This is a genomic window from Paenibacillus sp. FSL R5-0517 (assembly GCF_037974355.1).
GTDB lineage: Bacteria > Bacillota > Bacilli > Paenibacillales > Paenibacillaceae > Paenibacillus.
This window is the reverse complement of the sequence record NZ_CP150235.1, coordinates 2,228,924-2,242,403: the sequence shown is the minus strand read 5'-3', so window position 1 is coordinate 2,242,403 and position 13,480 is coordinate 2,228,924. Positions and strand designations below refer to the sequence as shown.

The 13,480-nt window shown below is 46.9% G+C and carries 12 protein-coding genes; 3 read left to right on the top strand and 9 right to left on the bottom strand.

Annotation, left to right across the window (positions count from 1 at the left end; all coding sequences use genetic code 11):
* Nucleotides 1-78 precede the first annotated feature (78 nt).
* From MKX40_RS10105 to MKX40_RS10095, 3 genes are all read right to left on the bottom strand, one after another.
* Nucleotides 79-882 carry a Cof-type HAD-IIB family hydrolase gene (locus tag MKX40_RS10105; RefSeq protein WP_036670159.1) on the bottom strand — a complete coding sequence of 268 codons (804 nt, stop codon included), beginning with the start codon at nt 880-882 and terminating at the stop codon, nt 79-81.
* A gap of 730 nt (nt 883-1,612) precedes the next feature.
* Nucleotides 1,613-2,359 (bottom strand): pseudouridine synthase, encoded by a 747-nt coding sequence (locus tag MKX40_RS10100; RefSeq protein ID WP_339241212.1) that lies wholly within the window; start codon nt 2,357-2,359, stop codon nt 1,613-1,615.
* Nucleotides 2,356-4,053 carry an RsmB/NOP family class I SAM-dependent RNA methyltransferase gene (locus tag MKX40_RS10095; protein WP_339241210.1) on the bottom strand — a complete coding sequence of 566 codons (1,698 nt, stop codon included), beginning with the start codon at nt 4,051-4,053 and terminating at the stop codon, nt 2,356-2,358. The genes MKX40_RS10100 and MKX40_RS10095 overlap by 4 nt, the downstream gene beginning before the upstream one ends.
* 221 nt (nt 4,054-4,274) lie before the next feature.
* On the opposite strand from MKX40_RS10095, the gene MKX40_RS10090 reads away from it, so the two are divergent.
* On the top strand, nt 4,275-4,823 hold the full coding sequence (locus tag MKX40_RS10090) for a thioredoxin family protein (protein ID WP_339241208.1): 549 nt from the start codon (nt 4,275-4,277) through the stop codon (nt 4,821-4,823).
* A gap of 217 nt (nt 4,824-5,040) precedes the next feature.
* Here the strand turns inward: MKX40_RS10090 and MKX40_RS10085 are convergent, their stop codons facing one another.
* From MKX40_RS10085 to MKX40_RS10075, 3 genes are all read right to left on the bottom strand, one after another.
* Nucleotides 5,041-5,523: a DUF309 domain-containing protein gene (locus tag MKX40_RS10085; RefSeq protein ID WP_339241206.1), complete on the bottom strand. Its 483-nt coding sequence runs from the start codon at nt 5,521-5,523 to the stop codon at nt 5,041-5,043.
* Nucleotides 5,510-6,325, bottom strand: coding sequence for a GTP pyrophosphokinase family protein (locus tag MKX40_RS10080; RefSeq protein WP_124113953.1), 816 nt, complete (start codon nt 6,323-6,325; stop codon nt 5,510-5,512). The genes MKX40_RS10085 and MKX40_RS10080 overlap by 14 nt, the downstream gene beginning before the upstream one ends.
* A 134-nt stretch (nt 6,326-6,459) precedes the next feature.
* Nucleotides 6,460-7,557 (bottom strand): quinone-dependent dihydroorotate dehydrogenase, encoded by a 1,098-nt coding sequence (locus MKX40_RS10075; protein WP_339241202.1) that lies wholly within the window; start codon nt 7,555-7,557, stop codon nt 6,460-6,462.
* A gap of 254 nt (nt 7,558-7,811) precedes the next feature.
* On the opposite strand from MKX40_RS10075, the gene MKX40_RS10070 reads away from it, so the two are divergent.
* Nucleotides 7,812-7,949, top strand: coding sequence for a hypothetical protein (locus tag MKX40_RS10070; RefSeq protein ID WP_339241200.1), 138 nt, complete (start codon nt 7,812-7,814; stop codon nt 7,947-7,949).
* 42 nt (nt 7,950-7,991) lie between these two features.
* Here MKX40_RS10070 and MKX40_RS10065 read toward each other — a convergent pair whose 3' ends face one another.
* The 3 genes from MKX40_RS10065 to MKX40_RS10055 form a co-directional block, all read right to left on the bottom strand.
* Entirely contained in the window at nt 7,992-9,434 is a 1,443-nt protein-coding gene (locus tag MKX40_RS10065) for a L,D-transpeptidase (protein ID WP_339241198.1), read from the bottom strand.
* Nucleotides 9,435-9,654: 220 nt separating this feature from the next.
* Nucleotides 9,655-9,897: a ferredoxin gene (locus MKX40_RS10060; protein ID WP_090924741.1), complete on the bottom strand. Its 243-nt coding sequence runs from the start codon at nt 9,895-9,897 to the stop codon at nt 9,655-9,657.
* 117 nt (nt 9,898-10,014) lie between these two features.
* A complete protein-coding gene (locus MKX40_RS10055; protein ID WP_253442473.1) occupies nt 10,015-11,316 on the bottom strand; it encodes a DNA polymerase IV in 1,302 nt (433 codons plus the stop codon).
* Nucleotides 11,317-11,841: 525 nt separating this feature from the next.
* On the opposite strand from MKX40_RS10055, the gene cimA reads away from it, so the two are divergent.
* A complete protein-coding gene (gene cimA, locus MKX40_RS10050) occupies nt 11,842-13,461 on the top strand; it encodes a citramalate synthase (RefSeq protein WP_339241194.1) in 1,620 nt (539 codons plus the stop codon).
* The last annotated feature ends 19 nt before the right edge of the window (nt 13,462-13,480 follow it).

The following is a 13,480-nucleotide window of genomic DNA, read 5'->3' as shown; positions in this document are numbered from 1 at the left end:
CTAACGTTATTCTCTTAGGATGCCCCTGAGGACGGTAGATTATGAGGAAAGCGTGCATTTTACGTATAAGATGCAGGATTAAACCGATAAGACATATTTTTGGATTGCGTGTGCTACTCCCTGCTCGTTATTAGAGAGGGTCACCTCGTCCGCGGCAGCTTTCACCTCGTCAGGTGAGTTATCCATGGCAATGCCTTTGCCCGCAAAAGTCAGCATCGTAATATCGTTGAAGTAGTTGCCAATCGCCATGATCTCCGAAGGCATGATTCCTTTGGATTCGGCAAGCCTTTTAAGCGCAGCACCTTTGGACGCTTCGGGATGCATCAGGTCAATAAAAAAATCACCACTCCGTGTCATATAATAAGGCAGATTCCAGGTAGACCACTCCTGAAGTACGGCATCCATCTGTTCAATCGGTCCAAATGCAGTGAACTTGGCCAGCGGTTCTGTCATGTCAACCCACTTGGGTAACTTCAGTGGCTCTGCCATAAAGTTGTAATACATCTCACGCACCTGCAATCCCAGACCTTCTGGTTGATCCACATACAGACCAAATGCCGTATTGATGTCAAAATGTACTCCATTGGTTCGACAGTAGGATATGATCGGCTCCAGTCCTTGTCCATCCAATGCAAAATGATGAACCACCTCACGAGTATCCACTTGCGCCGTTACAGCGCCATTATGTGTAATCACATATCCATCCAGTCCCATCTGCTCCATGAAAGGAATCGTATTGGCAGGACCTCTACCTGAACATAGAACGATCTCTGCTCCCTGACGGGAAGCTTGGATCAAGGTCTCCTGAGTCCATTCGGTTAGTTCATGATGGTCATTCAGCAGTGTTCCATCTACATCTAGTGCAATTAGTTTATACGTCATTCTGGCTTCATTCCTCATCTATTAAGTAGTCGCACCCACCCAAACCCTCCCTTCCGAGGGAGGGCCCCAGAGAGCTCTGCCCTCTGGACTCCCGTCTTGCTCATCGGTGGTAGGTCGGGTCTTGCTATGTAACGGTTGGCGTAGGAACGCTTGTTGCCGGGAACACCGCTTATCAGCGGCGATCCCACCCAAGCTTAACCGGGACCATTTCGGGCAGGGCTTCGCTTCCCTCCACAACTCCCTGCTTCACTTCGTGAAGAACGGGAGCTTTCTCGCCTTCGGCGGTCGTATCGGGGCTTCGCTTCCTTCCACAACTCCCTGCTTCACTTCGTGAAGAACGGGAGCTTTCCCGCCTTCGGCGTTCGTATCAGGGCTTCGCTTCCTTCCACAACTCCCTGCTTCACTTCGTGAAGAGCGGGAGCTTTCCCGCCTTCGGCGTTCGTATCAGGGCTTCGCCTCCTTCCACAACTCCCTGCTTCACTTCGTGAAGAGCGGGAGCTTTCCCGCCTTCGGCGGTCGTATCGGGGCTTCGCCTCCCTCCACAACTCCCTGCTCCGCTTCGCGCAGGACGGGAGCTTTCTCGCCTTCGGCGGTCGTATCGGGGCTTCGCCCCCTCCACAGCTCCCTGCTCCGCTTCGCGCAGGACGGGAGCTTTCTCGCCTTCGGCGGTCGTATCGGGGCTTCGCTTCCCTCCACAACTCCCTGCTCCGCTTCGCGCAGGACGGGAGCTTTACTTCCGCAGAAGGTTTAACTCGTCTGCGGTTAGTTCACGATAGCTTCCGATGGCTAGATCGGAAGCTAATTCAAGCTCACCCATCGCTACGCGTTTCAGATAGATCACTCGCTTGCCCACCGCCTGAAACATACGTTTCACCTGATGAAATTTCCCCTCGTGAATAATAAGCGAGATCGACGAGATCGTGCCTTCTTCGGTCTCTTCCCGGCCAAGTAAAGTCAACTCAGCAGGCAATGTCTCGTATCCGTCATCCAATTGAATGCCCGCTTTGAAACGTTGCACATCCGCATCATCCACATTTCCCAATACACGGGCTTCATAGGTTTTGGGCACATGCTTGCGTGGAGATAACAGATCATGGGCAAGTGGACCATCATTCGTGAGAATGAGCAGTCCCTCCGTATCCTTATCCAATCGTCCCACAGGAAAAGGATTGAACACCCGATCCTCTTTGCGCAGCAGATCCAGCACCGTCTTATCTCTGTTGTCTTCCGTAGCAGACACAACACCCGGAGGTTTATGCAGCATCAGATAGATCATCTCCCGGTACACAATCCGCTCTCCGTCAGCTTCAATGACGTTGACCTCGGGATTTACCTGTACACCACTATCTTTCACCGCCTTGCCGTCCACATGGATTCTGCCTTGCTTCACCATCTTTTTGAGTTCACTTCGTGTTCCCACACCCATATGACTCAATATTTTGTCCAGACGCAGCGTTTGTTTGCCTTTTCCACTCATACCGATGTCCACCTCCAGCCTGCCGGATATTCATTCTTCAATACACCATCCAGCCATTTTCCCCAGCCAGCGGCATAACCATCTACACACACAAGAACATACCCTTTGGCGACTGTATCCGCCTTGAGCACCACTCGTTCTTCTTCGATATTCAACGTTTCACCCTTGAGGTACCTCACGGCTTCGCCATTAGCCGATGACAGATTCACGCTTCGCCGTGCCTCAGATGCATTCAGAGCACACGCAAGCGGGTGGGAAGGAACAAATCGGCCATTCTTGATTGTGCCCATAAACCAGCCTGGGCGAATGACTTTCAGTCCCTCCAACCTTGCTGCACCTACCGATGATTGATACACACGATCTCCGTAACATACCGTTTCTCCAGTTAGATCCATCTCCAATTGTTCTTTCATAAACGAAGTATAGATCGCAATCGGGTCCATACTTGCCGGATCAGCTCCGCGTCCCTGACCCCGTTCCGATTTACGTCCACTGTAATCTTTACCTTTTTTGCTCGATCTACTCGTATTCTTGCCTCCACCAGCTTGTCTGTCATGGGACTCTCTGGATTCGATTCGCAGCAAACGTTCCTTTTTACGATCAGCCTTGGTCATAGCAATTGAAGAAGCAGCAATAGAGTGATCCTGGTTCCCCTCTACTTCAATCCTGGACACATCCTCGACCTGTCCATACTCCATTGCTCCTTCTTGAACTACTCCTGGTTGATCTGTTTCGAGTCCTTGCTCTGCACGATGCTGTAATACAGCGACATAATGTCCTTCCCCTTCCAAAAGGTGAGGCCACAATCTTGCGGTACCACGCGTTTGATCCAGCACTTCTTTTGTATCATCAGCCTTCTCAGGCATCATCTGACGCACCCATTCCGGACGCCCTGGAGCGAATCCTGTCTCTTCAGGAATGTCCTTTACAACGAAATCACGGTTCACATTCAGAAACTCCGCAATCATTGCTTCATTTTCCTCCGGCGCAAAGGTACATGTCGAATATACAATTGTACCTCCTGGAGCCAGCAATCGTGCGGCAGTCTCCAAAATATCCCGCTGCATGAGTACACATTTATCCACCGAATGATGTTCCCACGATTTCACCATGTCTTCATCCTTGCGGAACATACCTTCACCTGAACAAGGCGCATCAATTAATACTTTGTCAAAATAATGAGGAAATGCATTCGCGATCCGCTCGGGCGACTCATTCAAAACAACGGCGTTCCGCACCCCGTACAATTCCACGTTCTTGGCCAGCGCTTTGGTGCGTTCAGCATGGATATCGTTCGTGACAAGCACACCCTTGCCTTGCAGCTTCGCAGCAATCTGTGTTGTTTTCCCTCCTGGGGCAGCACAGAGATCAAGCACACGATCACCAGGCTTCACCTGCAATAATTCAACTGGAGCCATTGCACTTGGTTCCTGTATATAATACAGACCAGCATGATAATAAGGGTGCAGCCCCGGTTTAACACCATGAGGTACATAGAATCCTGTCTCACACCAAGGAATAGGTCTTAGATCAAACGGAGCAATCTCATCGAACTGTTCCATCGATATTTTCAGCGTATTAACTCTCAGTCCCGCATGAGGAGACTGTTCATAAGATTTCATAAATTGTTCATACTCATCACCCAGCAAACTTTTCATTCGCTCAGCAAATATCAAAGGTAACTTTACACCCATATTCCCACTCATCCTGTCTTGGTAAGATTGCAATATCGTTTTATTTTATCATATCCAAGCTTTGCTTTCCTATCATATCGTATCTATTCCACTACAGCGTGTAATGTAGTATAATGGCAAGTAGATTGATTCCTGAGCAAAAATCCGGGTGTTTATGCATATTATCCCAACCTATATTTTTGCCCAAACTATATTTCGATATGATCGATGGGGGATGTCCGATGAAATCCAAGAAGAAAAAGAAAAGTGCTGCGATCCTTATTTTCCTGGGTATTTTAGTCGTTATGATTGCTGCATTGGTTGTTGTAGACCAACAATCCAAGAAACAGATGGATTCAGTAGAAAATGCTTATGGCATCGCTGCTTCCAAGCTTAATCCAGCGACACGGGAGCTACTTAGCGATCCCAATTACCAACAAATCATTCTTCCCGCGGATCTCAAAGCCAAGATTGATAACAAAGACAGCTTCTTTGTTTATTTCTTCGCTTCCGACTGCTCGCACTGCCGTGCCACAACACCTCAGTTGATGCCACTGGTTGACAGTGAAGGTATTGAGCTTCCGCAGTTCAATCTGCGCGAATTCGAAGCAGGATGGACCGATTACAACATCGAGTTCACGCCTACACTCGTCTATTATGAAGCTGGTGTCGAGAAAGACCGTATGGTTGGCGGACTGCAAGAGAATGGCAGTGATCAAGGCTACACGTTAGACGATTACAAACAATTTTTCGAAAAATATAAAGGCAATGCCACTCCTTCGGCAAGCTAACGGATAGATCAACTTCATAATTAAGCACAATTAAGGTCCTAACACACCAGACACTGATCTGTTAAAGGACAGGCTGTGCCACCTGCAATTATCTGAATATGATGCAACATTCAAAAACACCCCGATTGTTCCCTTCACAGGAATAATCGGGGTGTTTCATAACCATGGAATTTCAAATCCATGAGATGCTCGTATGAATGCTAACGCTGATTACAACTCAACTTTCACCCTGCTTCATCGCCTTCATCTTCTCTTCGTATATACGCCCTCTGGTAGGACTCCGGCGTTGCGGAATATTAGGTTTTAGCTCAAGTGATCTTCTAGAAATCTCCTGTTCCAAGACCTCATCAACAATTCGTATGGACAAATCCCTGTAAGACACAGACTGATCATCTGATTGGGACAGTTCCTTCACGATTTCCTGTACATCCCGTACCAAAGCCCCAAGGTCAATGCCCAGAATCGTATCAGGATAAGGTTCCAGAAGGTCAAGTGAACTCTGTAACATCATCGTTCCTCCGCGGAGATTGCCATTCCTGAAGTGGTATAAACCAACCGCAATCTGCAACAATCCTTTATAGAGAGAATCCCGGTTCCGTTCAAGCCACAATTCTTCCAGCACTTCATGGCACTCGAAATAATCCTGATCCCGATTGAAGTAGATTAAGTAATCAATGTACAGTGGCTCATAGATGCTCATCCGGGTTTTCGCCCTTTCTGGCGTTGTTCAGAAGTGTTTTCACGTCATCCAGCAAGTCTTTGAGCCCTTCCATATCATGTCGTTCCCAGTAATCGTTAAAACGCTTCTGTGCTTCAATCGCTTCACTGACAAGGTGGTAGAAGTATAATTGATGAATGATATTCAATGTTCTTGACACAATATTGGAATCATCCTCAAATGCCTTCTGTGCCTCCAAAATCTGTAGACGAATGGCAGACATCTCATTATCCAGTACAAAAGCGGCCTCCGCTGTTTTTTTCAACCTGGCTCGCATATCATCCGGTAAACTCTCCCGAAATTTGTAACTCAGAGAATGTTCAATGGTAGCCCAGAAATTCATGGCAAGTGTACGGATCTGAATCTCGGCCAATACGATCTTTTGTCCCAGAGCCGTCTGAACGGGATACTCAATAATCATATGGAAGCTGCGATAGCCACTCTCTTTGAAATTCGTAATATAATCTTTCTCAATGAGCACCGTGAGGTCCTTGCGGCCTCGAATGTATTCGGCAACCCGACGGATATCATCTACGAATTGGCACATGATACGGATACCTGCAATATCCTCAATGCCTGTCTCCACGTCATCAAGCGACACATTCAGTCGTCTGGATTTCTCCAGAATACTGGATATTTTTTTGACACGACCGGTAACGAATTCAATCGGGGCATACTCTTCCCGTTTTTTCAGCTCCGCCCGCATTGTCTTAAACTTGACTTTTAATTCCTCTACCGCTTGTTCATAAGGAAGTAAAAATGTACCCCAGTCTCTACCGTCCATGCTTATGCCTCCTGTCTCTATAGCGTCCCCTGTTCTATTCCATTATACATGATGTTTGGTGGGGGGAAGAGTCCCGAACCATATTACGCTCTTCCATGCTTCTATATTTTCATACCGGGGAATCACAATCCTTCTTAACGATGCTCTGCACCAACCGCTTCAGAGATATGACGATAACCATCCTTACGCAGTAACTCACGCAGTCCGGCATGAATGCGCCGATTCACCTCAGGTCCTTCATAGATCAATGCGGTATATATTTCGACCAGGCTTGCTCCGGCTTTAATCTTCTCGTATGCATCCTCACTTGTGAAAATGCCACCTGAACCGATGATAGGAAGTTTGCCTTCGGTCTGACGATAGATCTGGCGAATAATCTCCGTTGAACGTTCACGCAGAGGTTTACCGCTCAGACCACCCGTTTCCTTCGCATGTTGGTGAGAAAGTCCTGTACGACTGATGGTTGTGTTCGTTGCAATAATGCCAGCAACACCACTGTCTGCAATCGTGCGAACCATGTATTCAAGTTCCTGATCATTCACATCCGGTGCGATCTTCACCAGAACGGATTTGGTCGCTCCGCCTGCTCGCGCATGCTGCGCATTCATCTCGTTCATAACCGCAGCGAGCAGTTCCTTCAATTCATTCCCATGTTGCAGATTACGCAAATCCGGTGTATTTGGTGAACTGATATTCACCACGAACAGATCAGCATAATCGTATAGTGCCTGTATGCACTTGGAATAGTCCAGGTGAGCTTCCTCATTAGACGTTGCCTTATTTTTGCCGATGTTAACAGCCACTGGAATACGCCGATCCTGTAGACGTGCCAACTCACCTGCCATGGCTTCCGCACCAAGATTGTTGAAGCCCATTCGGTTCACCAAAGCCTCATCTGGCGGCAAACGGAACAGCCGTGGTTGGTCGTTACCTGGTTGTGCAAGTGGTGTCACGGTTCCCACTTCCATGAATCCAAATCCGATGGAAGAAAAGCCCGTTACGGCCTGTCCGTTTTTGTCCAGACCCGCCGCCAGACCAACAGGTGTAGGGAAATGACACCCAAACATGTCAACAGCCAGATCAGACGTTTCACGAACGCCGTACATCACTCGCAGTCCGGAAGGAACCGGACGGATGCTACCCACGCCACTAAGGCCGCCAATAATCAGATGATGGGCCTGTTCAGGGTCCATTTTGAACAACAAAGGTTTAGCAAGACTTCTGTATAACAAATCACTCACTCCGTTCTGGTCCGGTACGCCAATAAGCCGTTTTCCGCCTTTTCATATGTAAAAAAACACTCTACACACAAGTCTATCTGTTTCTTATTAAAAAGGAAAGTAGTTTACGCATAGACACCACAAATCGAATCATGCAAAATGCTCACAAGAAATCCACCCGTCCACTGGTAATGACGAGTTGAATTCTTTACAATGAGAGCATGGTTACTCTATACCAGTTCTATTCCAATAAGGAGGAATAACTCATGGCTCCCAAACGTAAACCACCTGCATTACAGCAAAAGAAAGAAGAAGTGAATCGCAAAGCCATTGCATGGACTGCAGCATGTGTAGGCGGCTTGATCATCATTATTGGTGCTCTTATCATTATTGCCAATATGTAGATGATTCAGGCTAAACCCGTCTGATTCTACATATCCAACAGATCAATTCAGCCAGTGATACGTTTTGTTCGGGTTATCCTGCTTTGGAACAAGCGTATGCTGATAGCGCTGCTTTGCTTCTGGAACAAGTGTCAGATCTGGCAGTAGATCTTCTCCAATGCGTACCGGAGTACCTTGCGGAGCAAGAGCAAACAACTCTTCTACATCTCCTGTACGCATTCTCACACATCCAAGGGACTCATCCAGTCCGATACTGTCTGGCTCGTTGGTCCCATGGATAGCATAATTCGTGTTGGAGAGCTGCATCCCCCTGCTACCAAACTCACCATTCGAACGTCCATTCGGATTCACCACTTTATCCGTAATGACATATGAACCTTCTGGTGTTCGATCACCGCCAAGTCCCACATCATACATCCGAACAATCGTATCCCCACTGATTAATGCAAGTTTATGTATATCCTTATCAATGACAATCTCAAGCGGTTCCTGCAAAAAAGGTTTTCCTCCCAGCGTATCCGCAAAAGCGGCATTCTGGCCTTGAGACGAATTCGAAGTCGTCGAACTGTTATCTGCTCCACTGGCTTCACTCTTTCCTTGCTGTGCCTTTCCTTGATGCAAGGCTAGCAGCTTCGGAAACATCTCGGTCATGCCTGGCGCCGTCTCTCCGAGAATATTATTGGGAAATGGCTGAGCCATTTGCGTTACACTCTTGGGCCAAGCGTCATTTTTTTTGCGATAAGCAACAATTGCACTTGATAATGATGCAGCGGCTTCCTGCTTCGCGGTCCACGCCATAGCCATCTTTTTGATCTTCGGCGTGACTTCTGGAGGTTCACAGTTACACTGCTTGGCATCATAGCTCTGTGCAGTTAGTTTCCCGCTTGTATTCGTCTGCACAATGTATTTCACAGGCATATTTCGCTTCCACAAAGACCAATCCTCCGAGGTTTGCATTCCCAATACAGCCGAAGTCTCTACTTTTGGTCCAGATCCGGACCATGCAGCTGCGAGCGCAGCCTCACCATGATTGCCCCCGCCAAACCCCGCAGCGGTGAACACATTACTTGGTGGCGTGGCTGTACTTACAGCCTGTTTATCCGCCTCTACAGGCTCTGCGATGTCATCTGTGGATTCCAGTGCCGCCGATAGCGCGTCTGCCGCTTCACGACTGAAACCTGGAGCATCCGCAGGTGGCAGACCTGCCAGTACAAGCAACATGAATAACGTAAGCCACATTTTGCGTCTACGTTGTTTTTTCTCCTTTTGCTCGGACATCTCCACCAGTTTCTCCTGATAGTCTACCCAGATGTCGGCAGGAGCTTTACTGCGCTCAAATGCCTCGTAGACCTCGCCCGCTTGCTGAAAGCAATAGTTGGCTTTGGCCTCCTGTCCTTCGCCCAAGTACTCCTTTCCAAGCAAATACCATGCCATTTTATTGTCTGGATGTTTCTTGACATATGTTCTTAGATGAGTATTTTGCATCCGATCCTCCACTATTTCGCCTTTTTCCGTATATCCTTATATATCGGCATAAACTGTCGTTGAATCCATAGGACTTGAGTACCCGGTGGGCAAAAGGCATTTCGACAATTCTCTTCCTTGATCTACAGATCAGATAATCCCAGTTAAATGAAAACAAAAAAAAGCACTTTTCCTTGTCGTAAAGACAATAGAAAGTGCTCTGTGTTCATGTGAGAAAACCTTAGCCCTCTTTATTGAAAGGCTCGTCCGCTACTTTGATTGAATCTGTAGGGCAGCCGTCGCATGCATCCTGCATATCGTCAAACAAGTCGTCTGGAATAGCTTTGATCCCTTTGTTAGCGTCGCCGTCAAAGATAACTTCTGCCAAACCTTCATCATCGTAATCGTAGATGTCTGGAGCCGTTGCTCCACAAGCGCCACATGCGATGCAAGTGTCTTTTTCAACCCAAGTATATTTACTCATTTACATTCTCTCCTCCTAAAATTCGAAACGTACAGTGTTTTTATCTAGAAACATATTAAACCAAAGTAAGAATAATTACAAATCATTTTGCAACCACAAGTCTCTATTATCCCCTATTTAATCAAGACTTTGCAAGTTATCTTTTTGCAGGGAAGTCCCCCGCACTTTATGATTACGAAGCAGTACGGAAGGATCATCCCCAAGCATGCCTGCAGTCACAACAGCATTCTCACCAAATTTATCACGTAACTGATCCATAATGCGAATCAGATTGTCCTTTTTGGGCTTCTGCTCATATTCGAACAAGTCCATCTGCACAGCGGATTCCTCTCTTGGAATCAGGTTTTGAAGTGTCACACCCAGCATACGTACAGGCTTGCCACTTCCCCAATGCTTCTCAAATAATTGACATGCCTCACGGTAAATGACCGCTGCATCCTCCGTAGGAACTTCCATTAGACGTGATCGGGTGATCGTCTTCATATCGGGTGTCCGGATCGTAATCTGAATACCCTGGCTGAACATTTCGTGCTTACGCAATCTTCTGGCGACCTGGTCACTTATATTGAGGAATACCCGATGAATCTCATTCATATCCGATACATCCGCCGGCAGAGTTGTCGTATGCCCAATGGACTTATTGGCTTCCCGTTCTGCGTGAACCGCGGAATGGTTAATGCCATTTGCAGAGTTTTTGAGCCAGGCTCCATTGACTCCAAATAGTTCGGTCAACATGTTCTCATCCGACTTGGCCAATTGACCAATGGTTTCAATGCCTATTTTTTTCAACTTTTCAGCCGTTTTTTTGCCAATGCCAAACATTTCGTTACATGGCCTGTGCCAAAGAATCCGGGGTACGTCCCTCATGCGCAAAATGGAGATACCGTTCGGTTTTTTCAGATCCGAAGCCATTTTCGCCAATAATTTGTTGGGTGCAATACCAATGGAACAAGGCAGTCCCAATTCATCCTTGATTCTACGCTGAATGCTCTCCGCAATCTCCATTGGATTCCCGAATTGTCTTGAGCCTGTAATATCAAGATAACACTCATCAATGGATGTTGCCTCAAGTTGAGGCGTATAACTATATGCAATCTGCATGAACGCTCTTGAATATTGACGGTATAGATGAAAATCGGGACGAATCACAATGAGGTCAGGGCACTTTTTCATGGCTTGGTGTACAACCATACCTGTTGAGATCCCTCGGTTACGAGCGGTATATGAGCAGGTTACAATTACACCCTTGCGCAGTTCACTACTTCCCGCAACGGCCGTTGCTTTTCCTCTATATAGATCCGGTTCTTCCGCTTCATGTACAGAGCAGTAGAAAGCATTCATATCCACATGCAGTATCACCCGTCCGGCTGTAGGGTAATATTGATCCACATTCGCTGGAGGATTGCCGTCTGAAGACATCATGACCCCCGCCCTTTCATGCACACTAATTAAACGAATTTCTTTCTTCTATAGTATATCAAACATGTTATGTTAATTCAGTCACGAGCATTTATTTTCTCCGAGATCTGATCAGAGACCGGATGATTAACCAACCTACACTCACAAAAAGAATCAACGTGATCAGGGCAATAATCGTATTTTCCCATACAAAAGTCAAAATCAACCCTCCTTTTTTTCCACATATTTCTATTAAAACTCAATAATAAATTATAACATACATACGAATTATGATTAACATCCTTCTTTTAGCTCTAAAATCCATTAATTATTACATGAAACTGTGATTTCGATGTAGCATTTGGCTATAATGGTGCTATAATAATTAATTATACAAATTGACGACTTTAGGACAAATCAACGCATCCAGTTTAACACAGTGTAGCGTTGCCGAATTGAAGGATTTGTCCATTACCGTACTTAACTGCTTTTCCCAACTTACAATCCAAACTTTTAAAGAGCGCTTTATCTCAAAGGAGGATCTTCATGTCAAAGGCCATTTCCATCTTCGATACGACTTTACGTGACGGCACACAAGGGGAGGGTGTCAGCTTATCGGCAGACGACAAACTCAAAATTGCCAAGAAGCTTGATGACCTGGGTGTCCATTATATTGAAGGCGGAATTCCAGGCAGCAATACCAAGGACATTGAGTTTTTCAAAAGAGTCAAGGAATTGAACCTGAACGCCAAGGTCGTTGCTTTTGGCAGTACACGCCGTAAAGGCAGCGTTGCTAGTGAAGACGCTAACCTGAAGCGCATGATCGAATCCGGTGCCCAAGCTGCAACCTTAGTCGGTAAATCATGGGACTTCCACGTGCATACTGCTTTGCAAACCACCCTGGAAGAGAACTTGTCCATGATCTATGATTCCATCGCCTATCTGAAACAGAACGGTATGGAAGTCATCTTTGATGCAGAACACTTCTTTGACGGATTCAAACATAACCCGGAGTATGCTCAAGCTGTCTTGACCAAGGCTCACGAGGCTGGAGCGGACTGGCTCGTCATGTGTGATACCAACGGCGGGACCATGCCAAACGAGGTGTACGAGATCGTATCCACACTGCATAGAAGCCTGCCTCATGCACATCTCGGCATCCATACACATAATGACTGTGAACTGGCTGTGGCCAACACACTAAGCGCTGTACAAGCCGGAGCCCGTCAGGTTCAAGGAACAATGAACGGTTATGGAGAGCGTTGCGGTAACGCCAATCTCGCATCCATTATCCCGAACCTGCAACTGAAGCTTGGCTATGAATGTGTTACTGAGGAGTCCATGAGACAGCTTACCAACGTGGCTCGTTATGTTAGCGAGATTGCCAATGTAAACATGCCGATTAATCAGCCTTATGTCGGCAATGCTGCTTTTGCTCACAAAGGTGGGATCCACGTCTCTGCCATCCTGCGGGATTCGCGTACGTATGAACACATCGTGCCTGAACTTGTCGGTAACAAGCAACGTGTGTTGGTATCGGAACTTGCCGGACAGAGTAATATTGTATCCAAAGCGCAGGAACTGGGGCTTGAATTCGATCCAAGCAGTGCCAATTCGCGTCAGATTATTGAGAAAATCAAAGACCTGGAGCATCAGGGTTATCAGTTCGAAGGCGCTGACGCCTCGCTCGAATTGTTAATTCGTGAAGCGAACGGTGACATGAAAGAATTGTTCACTTTCGAATCATTCAAAATGCTTGTGGAGAAAACGGCGGGCAAATCCGTAGTCTCTGAAGCTTTTGTCAAACTTAATGTAGCTGGAACAAGTGTCTATACCGCTGCTGAAGGTAATGGTCCGGTTAACGCACTCGATAATGCGCTTCGGAAAGCACTGGTGCAATACTTCCCTTCACTTGCCAACATGCATCTCTCGGACTACAAAGTACGTGTACTGGATGAGAAGGATGCCACTGCTGCCAAAGTTCGTGTTTTGATCGAATCCAAAAATACGGAAAACACGTGGAACACGGTTGGTGTATCCGAGAACGTAATTGAAGCCAGTTGGGAAGCTCTCGTGCATAGTTTCCGCTATGCGCTGCTTCAAGAAAAATTGCAGGATGAGCCGGGCACACTCCCTATTCCTGCTCACGGGCTGAGTAATCATTAAAGTGTATTTCCCGGAAAAT